This is a genomic window from Rhizobium sp. 32-5/1, assembly GCF_029537235.1.
In the GTDB taxonomy this organism is placed as follows: Bacteria; Pseudomonadota; Alphaproteobacteria; order Rhizobiales; family Rhizobiaceae; genus Pararhizobium.
Genome location: NZ_CP120638.1, coordinates 1,810,278 through 1,831,922, shown reverse-complemented (window position 1 = coordinate 1,831,922; position 21,645 = coordinate 1,810,278). Strand labels below are relative to the sequence as shown.

Here is a 21,645-nt window from a genome sequence, read left to right as displayed (position 1 = left end):
CTTCAATTTCAGCCCCGTTTGCTCTATGGAACCCGGCATGACACAAGAAATCGCCATTTTGTCCGCCAAGCCGGAAGCGGCTGCGGAAATCCCCCGATCCGCAAGGTTTTCGTCAAGACCTACGGCTGCCAGATGAACGTCTACGATTCCGACCGGATGACAGACGCGCTGGTTAAGGACGGCTATATCTCCACCGACGTCATGGAAGATGCGGATCTCGTCCTCCTCAACACCTGCCACATCCGCGAGAAGGCGGCCGAGAAGGTCTATTCGGCGCTCGGGCGGTTGCGGGATCTGAAGAAGAAGAAGGCCGGCGAAGGCCGCCAGATGATGATCGGCGTTGCCGGTTGCGTGGCGCAGGCCGAGGGCGACGAAATCCTGCGCCGGGCGCCGGCCGTCGATCTCGTCATCGGCCCGCAGACCTATCATCGGCTGCCCGAAGCCCTGAAGCGCGTGCGGCGCGGCGAGCGCGTGCTGGAAACCGATTATGCCATCGAGGACAAGTTCGAACACCTGCCGGCGCCGGACAAGGCGAAGACGAGGGCGCGGGGTGTCACCGCATTCCTTACCGTGCAGGAAGGCTGCGACAAGTTCTGTACCTTCTGTGTCGTTCCCTATACGCGCGGCTCGGAAGTCTCGCGGCCTGTCGCGCAGATCCTTGCGGAGGCCGGAAAGCTGGTCGAAGCCGGCGTTCGCGAAATCACACTGCTTGGCCAGAACGTCAACGCCTGGCACGGCCTCGGTGGCGATGGCGCGGAATGGGGGCTCGGCGAGCTTCTGCATGCTCTCGCCCGGATCGAGGGCCTTGCCCGGCTGCGCTACACCACGAGCCACCCGCGCGATATGGACGAGACGCTGATCGCGGCCCATCGTGACCTGCCGCAACTGATGCCGTACCTGCATCTGCCGATCCAGTCCGGCTCCAACCGTATCCTGAAAGCCATGAACCGGCGTCACACCACCGCCGAGTACATCGCCTTGATCACGCGCATCAAGGCGGCCCGCCCCGATATCGCCATGTCGGGCGATTTCATCGTCGGCTTTCCCGGCGAGACCGACGAAGACTTCGAGGACACGATGCGTCTGGTGGAGACGGTCGGTTATGCACAGGCATTTTCGTTCAAATATTCCACCCGTCCGGGAACGCCGGGCGCCGATCTTGGCGATCAGGTGCCGGAAGAGGTGAAGGCCAAGCGCTTGGAAAGATTGCAGGAATTTCTGCTTTCCCAGCAGCGGGCTTTTGCGCAGGCCTGCATCGGACGCGAGATCGATCTGCTGCTGGAGAAGCCGGGCCGCATGCCGGGGCAGTTGATCGGACGCTCGCCTTGGCTGCAGTCTGTGAATGTTGATGCAAAAGCATCGCAAATCGGTGACATTATCAAGGTACGAATCACCGGTGCCGGCCCCAATAGCCTTTTCGCCGAGACGATCAGCTAGGGGCCCGTTCACTCAAAGGAGCCTGACCGCTTGAACGGACACGAATTGGTTTCATCCTCGCCGCGCCAGTCAAAGACATCTGCGACAGACGCCAATCACTTCGTGCTGACATTCGAGAATAACCGGTATGCCAGCGAACTGTTCGGTCAGTTCGATCAGAACCTGAAGCTGATCGAAGAGCGATTGCATGTCGATGCCCGCCCGCGCGGCAATTCCGTTTCGATCTCAGGCGATATTCCAGCGACCAACCAGGCGCGCCGTGCACTCGATTATCTCTATGGCCGCATCCAGAATGGCGGATCGGTCGAGACGTCGGATGTCGAGGGGGCGATCCGGATGGCGCTGGCCGCTGACGACCAGCTTCAACTGCCGACCATGGAACGCAAGGCCAAGCTGAACCTCGCGCAGATCTCGACCCGCAAGAAGACGATCGCGGCACGCACGCCGACGCAGGATGTCTATATGCGTGCGCTCGAGCGCTCCGAACTCGTCTTCGGCGTTGGCCCGGCCGGCACCGGCAAGACCTATCTTGCGGTTGCCCATGCGGCGCAGCTCCTGGAGCGCGGCGCGGTCGATCGCATCGTGCTCTCGCGCCCGGCGGTCGAGGCCGGCGAACGGCTCGGCTTCCTGCCTGGTGACATGAAGGACAAGGTCGATCCCTATCTGCGGCCGCTCTATGATGCGCTCTACGACATGATGCCCGGCGACAAGGTGGAGCGGGCGATCACCGCCGGCGTCATCGAAATCGCGCCGCTCGCCTTCATGCGCGGCCGCACGCTCGGCAATGCCGTCGTCATTCTCGACGAAGCGCAGAACACGACATCCATGCAGATGAAGATGTTCCTGACGCGTCTCGGCGAAAATGGCCGCATGATCGTCACCGGCGATCCGAGCCAGGTAGACTTGCCGCGCGGCGTGAAGTCCGGCCTCGTTGAGGCGCTTCAGATCCTCAAAGGCGTCGAAGGCGTTTCGGTCACCCGGTTCAAGGATGTCGACGTGGTCCGTCATCCGATGGTCGCCCGCATCGTGCGCGCCTATGAAGCGCAGACCGCGGTTCACGACGAAAGCGAGCAAAGCGACCGCTAAGGCGGTCGTCGATTGACATGACGGCTCTTGATATTCAGATCAGCGTGGAGGAGGGCGGCTGGCCCTCCGAGGATGAACTCGACACCCTGTGTCAGAGAGTGCTGGGCGAAAGTGCAGCATTTTTGAAGACCTCGGAGAAGCAACCTTTTCCGAAAATGGCGACGGAGGTCTCGCTGGTCTTCACCGATGACGCCTCGATAAGGACGATCAATGCCGAGTGGCGCAACCAGGACAAGCCCACTAATGTGCTGTCTTTTCCAGCCTATCCGCTGACACCAGGCAAGCGGCCCGGGCCGATGCTCGGCGATATCATTCTGGCGCATGAAACGCTGGTGCGCGAGGCGGAAGAACTGGGCAAGACGTTCGACGAGCATCTCACCCATCTTCTCGTCCATGGATTTTTGCATCTTTTTGGCTATGATCACATTGAATCGGATGATGCGGAAAGAATGGAAGGCCTTGAGACTCGCATTTTGGCGAGCCTTGGTCTATCTGACCCCTACGGGGAAACCGACCCTATATGACAGTTTGGAACAATGAGCGAATTTAGAGCGCAGGCCGTAGTGGCTGATACGGACGGGGCAGAAGCCTCGGAAAGCGAAGCAGGCAGTAGTAGTTATGCCCAGAAATCCGAGGGGGTACTCGATCTTCCTCCTCATTCTGGGCACGTGCGGCGCGGATTTTGCGCAGCCGCAATGGTTCCAATCTGCGGGAAGACATTGCCGACGCATTGATGACGGATGCCGGCAGTGATACGGCCTTTTCCCCGGCCGAGCGCGCCATGCTCAACAATATCCTCCGCTTCCGCGAAGTGCGTGTCGAAGACGTGATGGTTCCGCGCGCGGATATCGAGGCTGTCGATCTCGATATCACCATCGGCGAACTGATGATCATCTTCGAGGAATCCGGCCGCTCGCGCATGCCTGTTTACAGCGATAGCCTGGACGATCCGCGTGGGATGGTTCACATCCGCGATCTTCTGTCCTATGTTGCAAAGCAGGCCCGGAACAAACGGCGCACCGGCGCGAAGGCAGCAACTGCCGCGACGGCTACTAACGCTGCCGCGGGTGAAAAATCAGACAAGCCCGCGCCGCGCCAGCCGAAGGCCGGTTTCGATCTCGCGCGGGTCGATCTTTCCAAAACCGTCGAGGAGGCCGGAATCATCAGGCAGGTCCTGTTCGTTCCGCCCTCCATGCACGCGTCCGACCTGATGCAGCGCATGCAGGCGGCCCGCATTCAGATGGCGCTGGTGATCGACGAATACGGCGGCACCGATGGTCTCGCGTCTCTCGAAGACATCGTCGAAATGGTCGTTGGCGATATCGAGGATGAACATGACGACGAAGAGGTCATGTTCGCCAAGACCTCGGATGACGTCTTTGTCGCCGATGCCCGTGTGGAACTGGAAGAAATCGCAGCAGCGATCGGTTCGGATTTCGACGTGCGCGATTTGATCGACGATGTCGATACCCTGGGCGGACTCGTCTTTGCATCGCTTGGGCGCATTCCTGCCCGTGGTGAAGTCGTTCAGGCTTTGCCGGGGTTTGAATTCCAGGTGCTTGATGCCGATCCGCGTCGGGTCAAGCGCGTCCGGATTGTCCGCAAGCGCCCGCCAGCACGTCGCCGCGTACCCGCCAAGGGCGAAGAGATAGCGCCGGAACAGGGTAAAACGCCCAATTCCGCACTCCAGGGCGAAATGACCTCGAACGAATAGCCCGATCGGCCACCTGTCAGCACGACAAGCACCCGCTTTTTGGAAGACTGCGGCACGATTGATTCGCTCGGTCGTCGTCTACGCTTTTTATCTTGCTCGTCAATTCGGCGCGGCGATGGGGCAAAATTGGGGGAAACTGCATGGAAGTGCTTGCTGGCAGCATCATGTTGCTATCGGGATGGCGACGCGCTTTGGTTGCATTTTTGGCCGGCGCGTTCGCTGTTCTGGCTTTGCCTCCTCTTGGCATATTTGCCGCTCCCTTTCTTTCCTTCACGCTTCTTGTCCTGCTGCTGGATGGCGCGTCCGGCAATCCGGATGCCGGTATTGTCAGGCGGTCGTTTCCTGCTTTTGCGGTCGGCTGGTGGTTCGGTTTCGGTTATTTCCTCGGGGGTATCTGGTGGCTGGGAAATGCGCTGCTCGTCGAGGCGGACGAGTTCGCCTGGGCCCTGCCTCTGGCCGTCGTCGGTTTGCCGGCAGTGCTGGCCGTCTACTATGGGCTAGCCGCAGCCGGCGCTCGATCAATCTGGTCGGACGGCATGGGCCGCATCGCTTCGCTTGCTGTAGCGTTTGGCATTGCCGAATGGCTTCGCGGTTTTCTGCTCACTGGCTTTCCCTGGAATGCGATCGGCTACGCGGCTATGCCGATGCCGCTGATGATGCAGTCATCAGGTGTTCTCGGCCTTTCGTCCATCAGCCTGCTGGCCGTTTTTGTGTTTTCTGCCCCGGTGCTCATTTTTACGCGAAAGGGCAGACTGCCGGGGCTTTTCCTTGCCGTCCTGCTTGTCTGCGCCCATCTGGGCTACGGCGTCTGGAGGCTCCAGCAACCGGCGCCGCCGCCCGCGGATTCCCAAACTGTGGTCCGCCTTGTTCAGCCGGTAATTGATCAGGCCGCGAAGCTCGATGACTCTGAAAGAACAGGTATTTTTGAAGAACACCTTGCATTGACGGCGGCCGCGCCGCCAGAGGGCGGAAAGCGCCCGGATATTATCGTCTGGCCGGAAACATCCGTCCCCTTCATCCTCACGGAGAACCCGGATGCCTTGCTGCGCATCTCGGACGTGCTCCAGGACGGACAGATACTGATTGCCGGGGCTGTGCGCGCCGAAAATGCCGGCGCGGGCCTTCCGCCGCGATATTATAACTCGATCTATGTCATCGACGATCGCGGACAGATCGTCGGCGCCTCGGACAAGGTGCACCTCGTCCCTTTCGGTGAATACCTGCCGTTTGAAAACCTGCTGTCTTCCTTTGGACTGAACGCCATCGCCGCAGCCATGCCGGGCGGGTTCTCGCCCGCAGTCACGCGCTCGCTGCTGACATTGCCGGGAGGGCCGACGTTTTATCCGTTGATCTGCTACGAGGCGATATTCCCGCAGGAAATCGGTGATGGCGCGCTTGCCACCTCGGCCCTGCTTAACGTCACCAATGATGCCTGGTTCGGCAATACGCCCGGACCCTACCAGCATTTCCAGCAGGCGCAAGTGCGTGCGGTCGAGAACGGAATTCCGCTGATCCGCGCCGCAAACAGTGGAATTTCCGCAATGGTCGATGCCCGTGGAGCGGTGGTGTCGGGGTTGTCCTACAACGAAAAAGGGTTCTTGGACACAATTTTGCCGGGAAAAGAGCCCTTGATGGTCGCACCAGCGCAACGGCGCTGGATTTTCCGGTTGCTCGCCCTTCTTGGTCTAACGGTTGCGCTAACTTCCCGCAGTGGTTTTATTTTTCGGGATAATTGACCGAAAACCCCTAAAATTGCATAGTGGTGTCAGCCATCGATCTTCACCAGAGTTGGGGGCCGTTTCATTCGACTACACAACGTGGCGTGTAGTTTGCTCTATGCAAACGTCCGAGGTTCATGGAGCAACAGAAACATTGCGTGTTAGGACAACGTCATGATCGAAAATAAAAAGAAGCCGAATCCCATCGACATTCATGTCGGAAGCCGGATTCGTCTTCGTCGTACGATGCTGGGCATGAGCCAGGAAAAGCTCGGCGAGGCTTTGGGCATCACCTTCCAGCAAATCCAGAAATACGAGAAGGGCACCAACCGCGTTGGCGCGAGCCGCCTCCAGAACATTTCCAGCATTCTGAATGTTCCGGTTTCCTTCTTCTTCGAGGACGCCCCGGGCGATAATACCTCGGGTGCCAGCGGAATGGCGGAAGCCTCGAGCTCGAATTACGTGGTGGACTTCCTTTCTTCGTCCGAGGGGCTACAGCTCAATCGTGCTTTCGTGAAGATCGCCGATCCCAAGGTTCGTCGAAAGCTCGTCGATCTCGTCAAGGCGCTCGCCGCCGAAGCAGAAGCCGAATAAGGTTGGCGCAAGCCAAAATTGAAAAAAGCGGCTTGTTAGCCGCTTTTTTATGTCCGGGGCGCGCCATCGAGAGGAAGCCATTTTCTGTCGCAAGCTGATATAAAGATATATTTATGTCCTTGTGTGCTTGTTTTTTGGCGCCAGACTCACTAACACGGTCAAAGATTTTTTCATTGAGGGGACTTCCGCATGCGCGCCAACTACCTGTTTACGAGTGAATCCGTGGCAGAAGGCCATCCGGACAAAGTATGTGACCGGATTTCCGACGAAATCGTCGATCTGGTTTATCGTGAAGCTGCCAAGACGGGTGTCGATCCCTGGGGCGTGCGTATTGCCTGCGAAACGCTGGCAACCACGAACCGTGTCGTCATCGCCGGCGAAGTCCGCGTGCCGGATACGCTTTTGAAGAAGGACAAGGACGGCAACGTCGTCAAGGACGCGGCCGGCCACCCGGTCATCAATCCATCGAAATTCAAGTCCGCCGCCCGCAAGGCCATCAGAGAAATCGGCTACGAGCAGGCTGGCTTCCATTGGAAGACTGCGAGGATCGACGTGCTCCTTCACCCGCAGTCGGCTGACATCGCGCAGGGCGTCGATAACGCCGCAGACAAGCAGGGCGACGAGGGTGCCGGGGACCAGGGCATCATGTTCGGCTATGCCTGCAAGGAAACGTCGGAACTCATGCCGGCGCCGATCTATTATTCGCACCGCATTCTCGATCTACTGGCAACAGCCCGTAAGAAGGGCGTCGGCGAAGCCGGCCGCCTCGGCCCGGATGCCAAGAGCCAGGTTACGGTCCGCTACGTCGATGGCAAGCCGCACGAAGTCACCTCTATTGTTCTTTCCACTCAGCACCTGGACGAGAGCTGGGATTCGTCCAAGGTTCGCAGTGTCGTCGAGCCCTATATCCGCGAAGCGCTGTCCGACATCGCGATCGCAGACGATTGCAACTGGTACATCAATCCGACCGGCAAGTTCGTGATCGGCGGCCCGGACGGCGATGCCGGCCTGACTGGACGCAAGATCATCGTTGATACCTATGGCGGCGCAGCTCCCCACGGCGGTGGCGCCTTCTCCGGCAAGGACACGACAAAGGTCGACCGTTCGGCCGCCTATGCAGCACGTTATCTCGCAAAGAACGTCGTTGCTGCCGGCCTTGCGGATCGTTGCACGATCCAGATCGCCTATGCCATCGGTGTTGCCCAGCCCCTGTCGATCTATGTCGATCTGCACGACAGCGGCAATGTAACGGAAGATCAGGTCGAAGACGCGATCCGGAAGACCATGGATCTCTCGCCCTCCGGCATCCGTCGTCATCTCGATCTGAACAAGCCGATCTACGCCAAGACTGCCGCCTACGGTCATTTTGGCCGCAAGGCCGGCCGTGACGGCTCGTTCTCCTGGGAGAAGCTTGACCTCGTCAAGCCGCTCAAGGATGCGATCAAGGCTGCTTGATCCACCTCTGGACGCAATAAGCGATTGAACGTAAAGCGGATGTTTCCTGATGGAAATGTCCGCTTTTATCGTGAAAGAGACTGCCATGACCGAACCGCACCGCAACCGCGCCACTGAGGCCTTCTTCGGACGCCGCAAGGGCAAGCCGTTGCGCACGCAGCAGGCCGCGCATCTGGAAACGCTTCTGCCGGCTTTCCGGGTGGATCTGGTGTCGCCGGCGCCAAGCGATATCAAAACGTTGTTTGCGCAGCCTGTCGATCGTATGCGCATGGAAATCGGCTTTGGCGGTGGCGAGCATCTGATCCACCGCGCCGTGGAGAGCCCGTCCACCGGTTTTATAGGTGTCGAGCCCTTCATAAATTCGATGGCCAAGCTTGTCGGCCAGATCGAAGCCAAGGGGGCGTCCAACATCCGTCTTCACGACGACGACGCCACCCAGGTTCTCGATTGGCTGCCGGATTCCTGCCTTGATCAGATCGACCTGTTGTACCCGGACCCGTGGCACAAGCGACGGCATTGGAAGCGCCGCTTCGTTTCGCCGGTCAATCTGGATCGGTTTGCCCGTGTATTGAAGCCGCGCGGATTATTCTGCTTTGCCTCCGACATCGACACCTATGTCAACTGGACACTCTTGCATTGCCGCGATCACGCCGCTTTCGAATGGACGGCTGAGAATGCCAGCGACTGGCTGACGCCCTATGCCGGCTGGCCGAGTACGCGCTACGAGGCCAAGGCACGGCGCGAGGGCCGCAAATCCGCCTATCTGACGTTTCGCCGGGTGTGAACCCGACGCTCTCAATCAATGAAGGCTGACGGTGCGCAGGTCGTCTTCGGCGGCCTTGAAGAATGTGCTGGAACGATTGTCTGTGAGAAGGATCGGCGTACCGTCCGCACCAAACAGCGCCCAGAGATCGAGGCCCGGGTCCATATCGGGCGCTTCCGGGAACACGCGCGAGACCTCATCCGAACGCATCTTGCGAATATAGCCGACTTCACCGGCGCCAAGATGGGCAAGGTCGTTTTTCGTCAGTTGGGCAGTGATGTGTCTGTATCCCATGAGTCTCGCTCCGTGACTTCGGGCAGGATCTGAAATCTGCCGGTCATCCTACTCTGGGACCGAAATATTAATTTTCTTTACCATGCGGACAGGTTCTGGACGGATAAGGTCGACGGACAAGAGGCCGTTGCGCAATTCGGCGCCCGAAACGTGCATGCCTTCCGCCAGCACAAAAACGCGCTGGAACTGGCGCGCGGCGATCCCACGATGGAGATAGTCCCGCTCGCCTGTTTCGCCTTGCCGGCCGCGAATGACGAGCTGGTTTTCCTCCGTCGTCACGTCGAGATCCTCGTCGGAAAAGCCGGCGACGGCCAGCGTGATGCGCAGTCGTTCCGGCGTGCCTGCAGCGTCATTGCTGCGGATGCGCTCAATATTGTAGGGAGGATAGGCATCATTGCCCTTGGCGATACGCTCAAGGGTTTTCTCCATTGCATCGAAGCCCAGCATCAGCGGGCTCGTAAAGGGCGTAATCCGGCTCATCGGCGAAGTCCTTGCTGGCTCAAGCGACTAGGAGCGGACCTGCGAGGCAGCATCCGTTGCCGTCAATATGGTAGCTGTGCGCAATCAGCGCAAGCCGCTTGCGCCGAACGGGCGGGCAAATCATAGTCCGCCCGCTGATTTGCATGACGTATGGCAGGAGAGACCGCACATGACCGAGCCGAGAAAGATAATCATCGACACAGATCCCGGCCAGGACGATGCCGCAGCGATCATGCTTGCCCTCGGAAGCCCCGCGGAAATCGAAGTGCTTGGCATTACCACGGTCGCGGGGAACGTGCCTGTAGCCTTGACCTCGCGCAATGCCCGTATTGTCTGCGAACTCTGCAATCGCCGCGATGTCAAAGTCTTCGCCGGTGCGGATAAACCGATCTCTCGGCCGCTGGTAACGGCTGAGCACGTGCACGGCAAGACCGGCCTTGATGGCCCTGTGGTGGAGGAGCCGACCATGCCGCTGCAGGCGCAGCACGCCGTCGATTTTATCATCGAGACACTGCTGTCGGAACCCACAGGCACCGTGACGCTCTGTACGCTGGGTGCGCTCACCAATGTCGCCATGGCGCTGAACAAGGCGCCGGAAATTGCGGCTCGGGTGCGTGAACTGGTGATGATGGGCGGCGGCTTCTTCGAGGGCGGCAACATCACGCCGGCAGCCGAATTCAACATCTACGTCGATCCGGATGCCGCGGAAATCGTCTTCAAATCAGGCATTCCGATCGTCATGATGCCGCTTGATGTGACCCACCGGGTGCTGACCTACAAGGCACGCGTCGAAAAGATCAAGGCGATCGGCTCGCCAGCGGCCGTCGCAATGGCAGAAATGCTGGAATTCTTCGAACGTTTCGACATCGAGAAATACGGCACCGACGGCGGACCGCTGCATGATCCGACGGTCATCGCCTACCTGATCCGTCCCGAACTCTTCACGGGCCGCGATTGCAATGTCGAGATCGAGACGAAGTCGGAGCTGACGGTTGGCATGACCGTGGTCGACTGGTGGCAGGTCACCAAACGCAAGCACAATGCCAAGGTCATGCGCTTCATCGACGACCAGGGCTTCTTTGACCTGCTGACGGAGCGGCTGGCGCGGCTCTGACTTCGGCCAAACCAGATGTGAAAACGGCGCCCGAGGGCGCCGTTTCATGTTCGATAGGCCAAGACCGGCTCAGAACTCTTCCCAGTTATCCTGTGCAAGGGCGGTATTCCCGGAAGCCTGTGGTGCGGCCTTTACCGGCGATGCGACGGTGCGGGCAGGTGCCGACCGGGCAGGCGGCATATAGGCCGGTGCGCTGTAGCTTGGAGCTTTCGCCGGTGCGCGCATCCGTTCTGCCGTATCGCGCAGCATCTCGCTGGAGGATTGGCTTTGGCGGGCAACCTTGAAGCGCGAGACAAGCGTGCTGAGTGCTCGTGCCTCTTCGTTCAGCGTCATGCTGGCGGCCGTTGTTTCCTCGACCATTGCGGCGTTCTGCTGCGTCACCTGGTCCATCTGGTTGACGGCGGTGTTGATCTCCTTGAGACCGACGGCCTGTTCGGAGGCCGAGCCGGATATCTGGCGGATGAGGCCGTTGATCTGAACAACCTGGTCGGCGATCTTGTGCAGCGCGCCACCGGCCTGTCCGACGAGATCGACACCATCGCGTACCTGGCCCGCCGAGGTGTTGATCAGGGTCTTGATCTCCTTGGCGGCGTTTGCCGAGCGCTGTGCCAGTTCACGCACTTCCTGGGCGACCACGGCGAAGCCCTTGCCGGCATCGCCGGCACGCGCTGCTTCCACACCGGCATTCAGCGCCAGCAGGTTGGTCTGGAAGGCGATTTCATCGATGACGCCGATGATCCGGCTGACTTCGCCGGAGGATTGCTCGATGCCCTTCATCGCAGCGATCGCCTTCTGGACGACTTCGCCGGACTGTTCGGCATCATTGCTGGCGGTTTCCACCGACTTGGCCGCGACCTTGGCATTGTCGGCACTGGCATTGACCTGCGAGGTCAACTGGTCGAGCGCTGCTGCCGTTTCTTCCAGGCTCGCAGCCTGCTGTTCGGTACGATGCGACAGGTCGTTGGCGGCATTGCTGATTTCGCTGGTGCCTGTGCCGATGTTGACGACCGAGCTGTTGACGGTCTGGATCGTCTCCTCAAGGCTGTCCATGGCTGTATTGAAATCGCTTTTCAGCTGAGCGTAATCACCGGGGAATTCGTCGGTGATGCGGAAGCTGAGATCGCCGGAGGACAGGTGCGACAAGCCCTTGCCGAGGCGGGCGACGATGTCGCGCTGCAGGGCGTTGTTCTGCATGCGCTCGGTTTCAGACTGGCTGCGTTCGCGTTCTGACTGCTCGCGGTCTTGTTTTGCTTCCGCCTCGAGGCGCTTGCCATCCGAAAGCTGGTGGCGGAAGCCTTCGAGCGCCTTGGCGACCGAGCCGGTTTCATCGGTGCGCTCCTGGCCGGAGACCGGTGTTGCATAGGCGCCGCTGCTGAGGTTCTGGACGTCCTTGACGAGTCCGGCCAGGGGCTTCTGGACGTAGCCTCGCACGGCGAAATAGAGCCCGAGCAGAACTGCGCCGAGAACCACAAATCCGCCGATGATCATCATGTAGGTCTGGTCGAGAACCGGCGCCTGAATGGCCGAGCGCGGTACATCGACGAGAACGATCCAGGACGCGTTGATATCCGGTAGTGCAAAGGGATAGACGACACGGTCGAAGGAGCCCATTTCGTCGAACGAAAGATTCTCGATCCGGCCGATCTTGCCGGAGGCGAGCGCTTCCGTGACGACGTCGGTGCCTTCGCCTTCATAGGCTTTGGTCAGCAGGTCCGGCGCCGGGGCGACCAGCCATTTGCCGGCCTGTGAGAGCAGCGTGACGCGGCCAGACCCGAAGGGATGCAGTTGCGAGAGTTTGTCCGACAGGGTCTTCAGCGAAATATCGACGCCGCTGACGCCGATGAGCTTGCCCTTGGACATGACCGGATAAGCGATCGATGCCATCGTCGTCGCGGTGCCTGTTGTGGATTCCGCATAGGGCTGGGTTATAGCGCCCTTGCCGCTTTTCGCCGCCAGTGCATACCACTCGGCCGGATAGTCGGAATCGAAGGCCGAGAAACTGATGCCGCCATCGGTTTTGCTCTTCGTCCAGTAGGGATTGAACGTACCGTCCTTGGAGGCGCCGAATTCCGCCTGGCCCTTCATGTCAGGCGACTTGCCGTCGAAGGCGTTGGGCTCTTCCGCAAACCAGCTGCCGAAGGCGAAAGCGTTCTTTTCGACATTGGACTTCAGGATGTCCATGACGCCCTTGCGGTCGAGGCGGTTGTTCTCATGGGCAAGGCCGATGACGCCGGCCATGGAGCGCGCAGCGCCCGCAAGCTCGCCGACGCTTCCTGCGATATCCGACGCGATGCCCTTGGCCTGTGAATCGGCATCCGCATAGACCAGCTCGGCAACGCGTTCCTGTGTCTGCGAAATGAGAACGAAGTTGGAAGCCAGAAGGACGAGCGCAATGGTGCCGCCCGTGACGGTGATGAGTTTGGTCGCAAGCGATCTGGCCTGGAACTTGAGCATGGATGTCCCCGCATTGGTGTGGTCTCCGCCGTGGCGGAGTGATGCTGTGTAGGTTTGGGAATTGCTCCGTCATGGAACGCCAGGTGTCGACCGACACCGGAAAGATTGTCCCGAAACCGGGATGCGAACCTTTGTGACTGCAGGAGTAGATCACCAACCGTTAAAATACGGCCAATGAATCTTAGGAAAATTTAACCCTCGGTAGGCGAGGCATCCCTTGTGAGACGCGGCTGCGACGTCCACTATCCGGATCGCGAAACCATCGGCCTCGCATGGCAAAACCCGCATGTGGCGTGATGTCGCGGCCGGCTCTTGCAAAGTTCGAACGTGAGCAGACGTGATCGTCTGCTCACGTTCCTCTCGAAACACGGGTAAAGGGTCAGATTCTTGCATCGACCTCGGCGGCGACGGGGATAGCCGGTTGTGCGCCTGGCTTCAGGCAGGCGAGAGAGCCTGCAACGGCCGCTCGGCGCAACGCGTCGGGGAAAGCGAGGCCGGCGTCGAGGCTGGCAGCAAGATATCCGCAAAACGTATCGCCGGCGCCCACAGTGTCGACCGGTTCGATCTTCAGGCCCACGGCACGATGAAGGATGCCATCGCGGATAGCCATGACGCCTTGGGCGCCGAGTGTGACGATGATCGTCTGTCCGGTTTCCTCATGCAGGCGCCGGACGGCCTCTTCGCGTTGTGCGTCCGTCAGATCCTGTGCGTCGGCAAGAAGTTCGAATTCTGTTTCGTTGGCAACGACGATATCGGCCTTGCGGCCGAGCCTCGCCGCCTCCGGCGTCAGCGGTGCGATATTGATGATCGAGGTCACGCCCTTCTGTTTTGCCGCATCGAGTGCTGCCTCGACGGCGTCCGCCGGAATTTCCAGCTGCAGCATCAGCGTGTCGCCAGTCGCCATTGTGCCTACAGCCGCTTTCGCGTCGTCCGGGCTCATCGTCCCGTTCGCGCTGGCAACGACGATGATGACGTTTTCCCCGTCGGCGCCAACGGTGATGTGGGCGGTTCCCGTAGGCTCCGATGCAGTCTTGACCAGCGACAGGTCGGCGCCGGCGGATTTCAGCAATTCCAGGGCGCCATCGGCAAAACTGTCGGATCCGACGGCACCGGCCATTTTCACGGTCGCTCCGGCCCGGCGGGCGGCGAGCGCCTGATTGGCGCCCTTGCCGCCGGCAGCGGTGCTGAAACCCGTGCCCGTAACTGTCTCGCCAGGCTTGGGCAGGCGTGCCGTGGTGGCGATCAGGTCCATGTTGATGGAGCCGAAAACTGTAATCATCTGAGGTGTCCTGCCCAAGTGCTGATTTTTAAATGCTGATTTTTGCCGGACAGTGCCCGAGACGATCAGTCCTCGTCAACCACCCGCAGCTTCAATTGGCCAAGCCGGCTGTCGAACGGCTTCGGCTCCCTGGAGGGTTCTGCCGCCGTCGCTGTTGCGAGGTCGAGCGCCTCGATCCGGCTGCCTCTGCGCTTGAGCTTATCTGAGGAAACCAGAATGTCGTCGACATCCTTCTGCGTTGTCAGGAAATGACCGTGCAGCTTGCGCACCCGCTCGTCCAGCCGCGTCAGGTCTTCCATCAACCGCACGACTTCGCCCTGGATCAGGTGCGCCTGCTCGCGCATACGGGCGTCGCGCAGGATGGCCTGGATGACCTGGATCGACAGCATCAGCAGCGACGGCGAAACGATGACGATGCGGGCGCGGTGAGCGCGCTGGACGATGCCTTCGAAATGCTCGTGGATCTCCGCAAAGATCGATTCGGACGGTACGAAGAGAAAGGCGGTGTCCTGCGTTTCGCCGGCGATCAGGTATTTTCCCGAGATATCGCGAATATGCACCTCCATGTCCCGCCGGAACTGTTGCGAGGCAAGTTTTGACGCTTCCGGATCTGTCGCCGCGCGAATGGCGTTCCAGCCTTCCAGCGGAAACTTCGCGTCGATCACCAGCACCGGCTGGTCGTTCGGCATGCGGATGGTGCAGTCGGGTCGCGAACCATTCGATAGCGTCGGCTGGAAGGCATAGGCGCCCATCGGCAGGCCGTCGGCGATGATCGTCTCCATGCGCGACTGGCCGAAGGCGCCGCGTGTCTGCTTGTTGGAAAGAATGTTCTGCAGGCCCGCCATGTCCTTGGCCAGCGACTGGATATTGGTCTGGGCCGTATCGATGACCGCCAGCCGTTCCTGCAGGCGACGTAGGTTCTCGTGCGTCGCTTTCGTCTGCTCGGTGATGGACGTTCCGATCCGCTGGGTCATGCCGTCGATGCGCTGGTTGATTGACTGGTTCAACTCCGACTGCCGCGCGCCGAAGACGTCGGCGAGTGCGGCGATCCTGCCCTGCATTTCGGTCTGTGCCGTAATCAGCGCCATCATCCGCGCGTCTGCCTCCTTAGCGCGCTGACGTGAATTGCGCCGACCAATGGCAAATATGCAAACCGAAGCCAGCAACAGCAGGGCGACCGCCAGGAGAAAGCCCCCGAGCGTTAAAGCATAGTCCCCGAAAACAAAAAGCGTGCGATCAAGCGATAGGGTGATGGGCTCCATAGGTCGCAGAATAACAGATTCTTCTGGCGCGCCTAGATCAAAACGAGAACAAATGCGAGGGCGGCGGGTGAAGTGCCGGTAGCAGGCGCTTCGCCTGTCTGGCATATGCAAAAAAATGCCCTGAACGAATTCCATCCGGCTGAAAGATCGGTTATGGGAGCAAAATGACCATCAAGCCACTCATCATCCTTCCCGATCCCGTGTTGCGCCAGATTTCCCGGCCTGTCGAAACGGTCGATGCCGAAATCCTGCGCCTCGCGGATGACATGCTCGACACGATGTACGATGCGCCGGGTATCGGTCTGGCCGCCATCCAGATCGGCGTCGATCGCCGCATGCTTGTCATCGATGTTGCGAAGGAAGGCGAGGAAAAGCAGCCGTTGGTCTTCATCAATCCCGAAATCGTCTCATCGGGTAGCGAACGCTCCGTCTATGAAGAAGGCTGCCTGTCGATCCCGGATTATTACGCCGAGGTTGAGCGCCCCGCAGTCGTCACCGTCCGCTATATCGATCGGGAGGGCAAGGAGCAGACGACGGAGGCCGACGGCCTGCTCGCCACCTGCCTGCAGCACGAGATCGACCATCTGAACGGCACGCTGTTCATCGACCACATCTCCAAGCTCAAGCGCGAAATCGTCATCCGCAAGTTCGCCAAGGCCGCCAAGCTGCGCGGCAGCAAGGCAATCTGACACCTGCATTGAAAAGGCGGCCCTTCGCGCTTATGATATCGTTGATATCATTGCGGAGGTGCGCATGGGTGATCTGTTGTTGCGAGGCGTCGATGATGCCCTGAAGGTAGAACTACAAAAAAGCGCACGTAAAAACGGCCGCAGTCTCTCCGAAGAGGCGATCGCAAGCATAAGGGTGGCGCTTAGCCTGGAGCCGCACCAACCGCAAACTGCGGGAAGTCGTTTGCGCGCGATCGTTGGCGATCAGAGCTTTTCGCCTGAAGAGCTGGAGGCGATCGCCGCTTTCCGCAAGGAGTCAGACCGCTCACCGCCAAATTTTGAGTGACGCAGTTTGATTGTCCTCGACACGAATGTCCTATCCGAAATCCATGGCCGCCAGCACACTGATAGAATCCTGCGCTGGCTTGATCGTTACGATATGGAAGGTGTGTTTCTGACATCGATCACGATTGCGGAAATTCAATTCGGTCTGGAGTTGCTGGATCCGGGTCGCCGCCGAGATGCGCTGACCCAGATTTTCGCCGATATTGAGGAAGAGTTTGCAGGCCGCATTCTCAGTTTTTCTGCTCGCGCTGCCCCGATCTATGGTCGCATTGCCGCCCAAAGGCAAAAGTCGGGACGCCACATCGAAACCAAGGACGCCATGATCGCCGCCATCTGCCTTTTCCATGGCGCGACATTGGCAACGCGGAACGTAAAAGACTTCGAGGGGCTTGATTTGGCGCTCGTAAACCCGTTTGAAGAGGCCTGATTAAAAACGGGAGGCCGCCCGCCGTGTCGCTGCGCATCATCTTCATGGGAACGCCGGAGTTTTCCGTGCCGACGCTTTCGGCGCTGGCGCAGGCGGGCCACAGGATCGTCGCCGTCTATTCCCAGCCGCCGCGTCCGGGCGGCAGGCGGGGCCTTGAGTTGCAGAAATCGCCGGTCCATCAGGCCGCTGAAATCCTTGGCATCCCCGTGCTGACGCCGTCGAATTTCAAGGACGCTGCCGATCGCCAGACATTTAAAGATTTCGATGCGGATGTCGCCGTTGTCGTCGCCTATGGCCTCCTGCTGCCCGAGGAAATTCTGAACGGCACCCGGCAGGGCTGCTACAACGGCCATGCCTCGCTTCTGCCGCGCTGGCGCGGCGCCGCCCCGATCCAGCGGGCAATCATGGCCGGCGACCCTGAGACCGGCATGATGGTGATGCGCATGGACAAGGGGCTGGATACCGGCCCGGTTGCCTTGACGAAAATCGTCGCTGTAGACCCGGAGATGACGGCCGGCGAATTGCATGACCGCCTAATGCTCGCGGGTGCAGGCCTGATGACGGAAGCGATGGAGAAGCTCGACGGCGGCGATCTGCCGCTTGTCCCGCAGGCCGAAGATGGCGTGCTCTATGCCGCCAAGATCAGCAAGGCGGAAACCCGCATCGATTTTTCGCAGGCAGCGCGCGACGTGCACAATCACATCCGTGGCCTGTCGCCGTTTCCGGGTGCCTGGTTCGAAACGGAGATCGGCGGCAGGCTGGAACGCGTGAAGGTGCTGCAGAGCGCTCTTGCTGATGGTGGGGGTAACCCCGGCACCGTGCTTTCGGACGATCTGACGATTGCGTGCGGGGAGGGGCTGTGCGGCTGACCCGGCTGCAGAAAGCCGGCGGCAAACCCCTGCCTGCGGTCGAATTCCTGCGCGGCAGCCTGATTCCATTAGGCACAAGGCTCATCTGATGCCACGCTTTCGCATGACGATCGAATATGACGGCTCCAATTATGTCGGCTGGCAGCGGCAGGAGAACGGTCATTCCGTCCAGGGCGCGGTCGAGCAGGCAATCCTGAAACTGACACAGGAGCCAGCCTTGATCCGCGGTGCCGGGCGGACCGATTCAGGTGTTCATGCGCGCGGCCAGGTCGCCCATGTCGATCTGACGCGGCAATGGCCCGCCCATACCTTGCGCAATGCGTTGAACGCTTATCTCGGGCAAGCACGGGAGAGAATCTCGGTGCTGGACGCGGCAGAGGTGCCGGTCGAATTCGATGCCCGTTTCTCGGCTTTGCGCCGGCATTATCTTTACCGGATCATTTCTCGGCCCTCGCCTTTGGCAATCGAGGCGAAGCAGGCCTGGTGGGTGTCCAAGCCTCTGGATCACGATGCCATGCACGCCGCGGCGCAAAGGCTGGTCGGCCGCCATGATTTCACGACGTTCCGCTCTGTTCATTGCCAGGCAAACAGCCCGGTCCGCACGCTCGACAGGCTGGATGTCACCCGGAAAGACGACCTGATCGAAATCCGCGCCACGGCGCAGAGTTTTCTCCACAACCAGATCCGGTCCTTCGCCGGCACGCTGAAAATGGTGGGCGATGGCAGGTGGTCGCCGGATGATGTCAGTGCAGCGCTGGAGGCCAAAGACCGCAAGGCCTGCGGCCCGGTGGCGCCGCCGGAAGGGCTTTATTTCATGCAGGTTGACTATTGAGGTGCGGGCGTGATCAGCCCGGCATCAGGCCGAAATAGGTCTGCAGCCTCTCGCCGATCATGAAGGACGGCAGGATGAACATCAGCGTCAGCGCTGAGGCCAGCAGGACCTGGTTGTTGGTGATGGTCTTCATCAGGCGGAAGATCACGGCAAAAACGGTGATCAGGAAGAGCAGCGACAAGAGCCCGGTCAACCCGTCGCTCTCAGGCACAACGAGCCGGATCGCCGCTGGTACGGCCATGGCGTAGAAGATCGGTACCGACAGCCAGTTGCTGGAAACGATGATGGCCGCAAGCTCGCCGTCATAGCTGAGCGGCTTTGCCAGGATGGCAATGAGCATCAGCGGGAATATCCAGGCGACGATATCGATCACGAACAGCTTGGCGATGAACAGAATGCCAGTCTCGGTGACCGGCGGCATGTTGCTAAGATAAAACAGCCGCCAAGCCCCCAGCTGACGGCCATGGCCGGCAGGCACCAGAGGATCGCCGCAAACGATCGCCACACGCCGTTGGCGCTGAGATCCAGCCAGCCCAGACCTTCCGGCTTGCCCGAAACGAGCAGCCAGAGACCCTTCAGGTAGATGCTGATTTCCTCAAGCTGCGGCATTGCCGAACCAGCGTTCGAGGAAGGTTTCGTAGATCGCGGTCAGTGTCTCCAGGTCCGCGATCGCAACGCGTTCATCGACCATGTGCATGGTCTGGCCGACAAGCCCGAATTCAACGACAGGGCAATAGTCCTTGATAAAGCGGGCGTCGGACGTTCCGCCTGTTGTCGAGAGTTTCGGCTCGCGGCCGGTCACCGCGGAGATCGCGCCGGAGAGCGAGGAAATCAGCCCGTTATTGCGGGTGAGGAAGACATGGCTCGGTCGCTCGCTCCAGACGAGATCATAGGCCACCGGCGAACGCCCCGGCCGCAGATTTCCGTCGGCTGCCGCGCGGTCGAGGCGGGCAATGATCTCCGCCTTCAGGCTCTCGGCGCTCCAGGTGTCGTTGAAGCGGATGTTGAAGCGTGCGGTGGCGCGGGCCGGAATGACATTCACGGCCGGATTGCCGACGTCGATCGTCGTCACTTCGAGATTGGAGGGCTGGAAATCATGGGTGCCCGTGTCGAAGGGCGGATCCATCAGCGCCTGGGTCAATTGCAGAATGCCGCGCACGGGGCTATCGGCCAGATGCGGATAGGCTGCATGGCCCTGCGTGCCCTGTACGGTGATCGTTCCGGAGAGTGAGCCTCGTCGGCCGATCTTGATCATGTCTCCGAGCGCGTCGGGATTGGTCGGTTCGCCGACGACGCAGGCATCCCAGCGCTCGCCTTTGGCGGCGGCCCATTCGAGCAGCTTGGTGGTGCCGTTGATCGCCGGGCCTTCCTCGTCGCCGGTTATCAGAAACGAGATGGAGCCCTTCGGCGGCCCATGCTTTTCGATGTATCGTGCGACGGCCGCCGCAAAGCAGGCAATGCCGCCCTTCATGTCGACGGCGCCGCGACCATACATCTGGCCATCGGCAATCTCTGCCGAAAACGGCCCATGCGTCCATGCAGCCTCATCGCCAACAGGGACGACGTCGGTATGGCCGGCAAACATCAGGTGTGGTCCTTGCGTGCCGAGCCGGGCATAGAGATTTTCGATATCCGGGGTGCCAGGCTCCGTTGCCGTGACGCGTTCGCAGGCAAAGCCGAGCGGCGCCAGCATGGCCTCCAAGGCAGAAAGCGCACCGCCTTCGGCAGGCGTGACAGAGGGGCAGCGGATCAGCGTGGCGAGATTGGCGATCGGATCGGTGGGGGTCATGAAAGCGGATGCCATGTTTGTCTTCGGCGCATGGTTTAGCCGATCCCGAGAAGGCTGTCACCGGGGCATGGCGAAGCGAAATGAGTACCGGGCAGGGATGTTGCCTGCCCGGTTCCAGTCCTGTCTACCGCTTGCCGGAAGCGACCGGCACGCTGGCCGGATCGACGGTCGCATAGAATTTCGAGATGATATCCCACGCTTGATCCGCAGTTTCGACGAACTTGATAAGGTTGAGGTCGTCAGGCGCGATCGTTCCAAATTCCGCCAGCGCCTCGAAATTGACGATGGTGCGCCAGAATTTTTCGCCGAACAGGATGAGCGGCACCAGCGCCATGCGGCCGGTCTGCATCAGGGTGATCGTTTCGAACAACTCGTCGAGCGTTCCGAATCCGCCTGGAAAAACCACGACGGCTTTGGCCCGCAACAGAAAGTGCATCTTGCGGATCGCGAAATAGTGGAAGTTGAAGGAAAGCTCAGGCGTCACGTAGCGGTTCGGCGCCTGCTCGTGCGGCAGCACGATGTTGAGGCCGATCGAAGGGGCATCGACTTCCGCGGCCCCACGGTTGCCGGCTTCCATCACGCCTGGCCCGCCGCCGGTGACGATGACGAACTCCTTGTGATCGGACTGCGCCGAATGCAGCGAGCAGAGCTGGGCGAATTTGCGCGCTTCGTCGTAATAGACGGAAGCCGCAGTCAGGTTCTGACGCTGCGTCTCGTTTTTCGCCGCCCAGGCGTCGCCACCCGGCTCGGGAATGCGCGCACCGCCAAACAGGACGATGGTGGATTTGATGCCGCGCTCGGCAAGGATCATTTCGGTCTTCAGCAGTTCCAGCTGCAGCCGCACCGGGCGCAGTTCCTCACGGCAGAGGAAGTCGTCGTCGGCATAGGCAAGCCGATAGGCCGGCGACATGGATTGCGGGGTTTGCGGAACGCCCGCCGCGCGGTGACGGTCATGGGCACTGTCGGCCAGCGGGTCCCAGACCCCATCCTTGCGCCGCAGATTCCGCTTTTTCATTCGTGCCATATTTCATTTCCCTGACGCAATCCGGCAGATGATCATCGCTG

19 protein-coding genes and 3 pseudogenes are annotated in these 21,645 nt (G+C 60.3%); 14 read left to right on the top strand and 8 right to left on the bottom strand.

Annotated features, from left to right (window positions below; all coding sequences use genetic code 11):
- Nucleotides 1-37: 37 nt before the first annotated feature.
- The 8 genes and pseudogenes from miaB to P6U16_RS09385 all read left to right on the top strand — a co-directional run bounded on the left by miaB (nucleotide 38) and on the right by P6U16_RS09385 (nucleotide 8,788).
- Nucleotides 38-1,437: pseudogene (miaB, locus tag P6U16_RS09420) on the top strand (tRNA (N6-isopentenyl adenosine(37)-C2)-methylthiotransferase MiaB).
- 30 nt (nucleotides 1,438-1,467) lie between these two features.
- Nucleotides 1,468-2,523, top strand: a complete 1,056-nt coding sequence (locus tag P6U16_RS09415; protein WP_071835561.1) for a PhoH family protein — start codon at nucleotides 1,468-1,470, stop codon at nucleotides 2,521-2,523.
- A gap of 17 nt (nucleotides 2,524-2,540) precedes the next feature.
- Entirely contained in the window at nucleotides 2,541-3,047 is a 507-nt protein-coding gene (gene ybeY / locus P6U16_RS09410) for an rRNA maturation RNase YbeY (protein WP_277703519.1), read from the top strand.
- Nucleotides 3,048-3,059: 12 nt separating this feature from the next.
- A pseudogene (locus tag P6U16_RS09405) lies at nucleotides 3,060-4,237 on the top strand (hemolysin family protein).
- A 140-nt stretch (nucleotides 4,238-4,377) separates the two neighbouring features.
- On the top strand, nucleotides 4,378-5,973 hold the full coding sequence (gene lnt, locus P6U16_RS09400; RefSeq protein ID WP_277703518.1) for an apolipoprotein N-acyltransferase: 1,596 nt from the start codon (nucleotides 4,378-4,380) through the stop codon (nucleotides 5,971-5,973).
- Nucleotides 5,974-6,129: 156 nt separating this feature from the next.
- Entirely contained in the window at nucleotides 6,130-6,549 is a 420-nt protein-coding gene (locus P6U16_RS09395) for a helix-turn-helix domain-containing protein (protein ID WP_277703517.1), read from the top strand.
- 189 nt (nucleotides 6,550-6,738) lie between these two features.
- A complete protein-coding gene (metK, locus tag P6U16_RS09390) occupies nucleotides 6,739-8,004 on the top strand; it encodes a methionine adenosyltransferase (protein ID WP_277703516.1) in 1,266 nt (421 codons plus the stop codon).
- An 85-nt stretch (nucleotides 8,005-8,089) separates the two neighbouring features.
- Entirely contained in the window at nucleotides 8,090-8,788 is a 699-nt protein-coding gene (locus P6U16_RS09385; RefSeq protein ID WP_277703515.1) for a tRNA (guanosine(46)-N(7))-methyltransferase TrmB, read from the top strand.
- Between the two features lie 15 nt (nucleotides 8,789-8,803).
- On the opposite strand, the gene P6U16_RS09380 is transcribed toward P6U16_RS09385, so the two are convergent.
- A complete protein-coding gene (locus P6U16_RS09380) occupies nucleotides 8,804-9,061 on the bottom strand; it encodes a DUF1150 family protein (RefSeq protein WP_277703514.1) in 258 nt (85 codons plus the stop codon).
- Nucleotides 9,062-9,109: 48 nt separating this feature from the next.
- Entirely contained in the window at nucleotides 9,110-9,541 is a 432-nt protein-coding gene (locus P6U16_RS09375; RefSeq protein WP_277703513.1) for an Hsp20 family protein, read from the bottom strand.
- A 169-nt stretch (nucleotides 9,542-9,710) separates the two neighbouring features.
- Between P6U16_RS09375 and P6U16_RS09370 the strand changes: the two genes are divergently transcribed.
- A complete protein-coding gene (locus P6U16_RS09370) occupies nucleotides 9,711-10,655 on the top strand; it encodes a nucleoside hydrolase (RefSeq protein ID WP_277703512.1) in 945 nt (314 codons plus the stop codon).
- 69 nt (nucleotides 10,656-10,724) lie between these two features.
- Here P6U16_RS09370 and P6U16_RS09365 read toward each other — a convergent pair whose 3' ends face one another.
- The 3 genes from P6U16_RS09365 to P6U16_RS09355 form a co-directional block, all read right to left on the bottom strand.
- A complete protein-coding gene (locus P6U16_RS09365; protein WP_277703511.1) occupies nucleotides 10,725-13,109 on the bottom strand; it encodes a methyl-accepting chemotaxis protein in 2,385 nt (794 codons plus the stop codon).
- Between the two features lie 379 nt (nucleotides 13,110-13,488).
- On the bottom strand, nucleotides 13,489-14,388 hold the full coding sequence (locus P6U16_RS09360; protein WP_277703510.1) for a ribokinase: 900 nt from the start codon (nucleotides 14,386-14,388) through the stop codon (nucleotides 13,489-13,491).
- A gap of 65 nt (nucleotides 14,389-14,453) precedes the next feature.
- The gene (locus P6U16_RS09355; RefSeq protein WP_277703509.1) at nucleotides 14,454-15,650 is read right to left on the bottom strand and encodes a DNA recombination protein RmuC; all 1,197 of its coding nucleotides are present in this window, start codon (nucleotides 15,648-15,650) and stop codon (nucleotides 14,454-14,456) included.
- Between the two features lie 164 nt (nucleotides 15,651-15,814).
- On the opposite strand from P6U16_RS09355, the gene def reads away from it, so the two are divergent.
- The 5 genes and pseudogenes from def (at nucleotide 15,815) to truA (ending at nucleotide 18,791) form a co-directional block, all read left to right on the top strand.
- On the top strand, nucleotides 15,815-16,339 hold the full coding sequence (def, locus tag P6U16_RS09350; protein WP_277703508.1) for a peptide deformylase: 525 nt from the start codon (nucleotides 15,815-15,817) through the stop codon (nucleotides 16,337-16,339).
- 64 nt (nucleotides 16,340-16,403) lie between these two features.
- Entirely contained in the window at nucleotides 16,404-16,664 is a 261-nt protein-coding gene (locus P6U16_RS09345; protein ID WP_277703507.1) for a plasmid stabilization protein, read from the top strand.
- A gap of 6 nt (nucleotides 16,665-16,670) precedes the next feature.
- Nucleotides 16,671-17,090 carry a type II toxin-antitoxin system VapC family toxin gene (locus P6U16_RS09340; protein ID WP_277703506.1) on the top strand — a complete coding sequence of 140 codons (420 nt, stop codon included), beginning with the start codon at nucleotides 16,671-16,673 and terminating at the stop codon, nucleotides 17,088-17,090.
- 23 nt (nucleotides 17,091-17,113) lie between these two features.
- A pseudogene (gene fmt, locus P6U16_RS09335) lies at nucleotides 17,114-18,048 on the top strand (methionyl-tRNA formyltransferase).
- Complete coding sequence (gene truA / locus P6U16_RS09330) at nucleotides 18,048-18,791, top strand: tRNA pseudouridine(38-40) synthase TruA (protein ID WP_277703505.1); 744 nt, start codon at nucleotides 18,048-18,050, stop codon at nucleotides 18,789-18,791. Before fmt ends, truA begins: the two are co-directional and overlap by 1 nt.
- A gap of 13 nt (nucleotides 18,792-18,804) precedes the next feature.
- On the opposite strand, the gene P6U16_RS09325 is transcribed toward truA, so the two are convergent.
- The 3 genes from P6U16_RS09325 to P6U16_RS09315 form a co-directional block, all read right to left on the bottom strand.
- Nucleotides 18,805-19,269: a hypothetical protein gene (locus tag P6U16_RS09325; protein WP_277703504.1), complete on the bottom strand. Its 465-nt coding sequence runs from the start codon at nucleotides 19,267-19,269 to the stop codon at nucleotides 18,805-18,807.
- Nucleotides 19,270-19,386: 117 nt separating this feature from the next.
- On the bottom strand, nucleotides 19,387-20,580 hold the full coding sequence (gene dapE, locus P6U16_RS09320; RefSeq protein ID WP_277703800.1) for a succinyl-diaminopimelate desuccinylase: 1,194 nt from the start codon (nucleotides 20,578-20,580) through the stop codon (nucleotides 19,387-19,389).
- A gap of 124 nt (nucleotides 20,581-20,704) precedes the next feature.
- On the bottom strand, nucleotides 20,705-21,604 hold the full coding sequence (locus P6U16_RS09315; protein WP_277703503.1) for an LOG family protein: 900 nt from the start codon (nucleotides 21,602-21,604) through the stop codon (nucleotides 20,705-20,707).
- Between the last annotated feature and the right edge of the window lie 41 nt (nucleotides 21,605-21,645).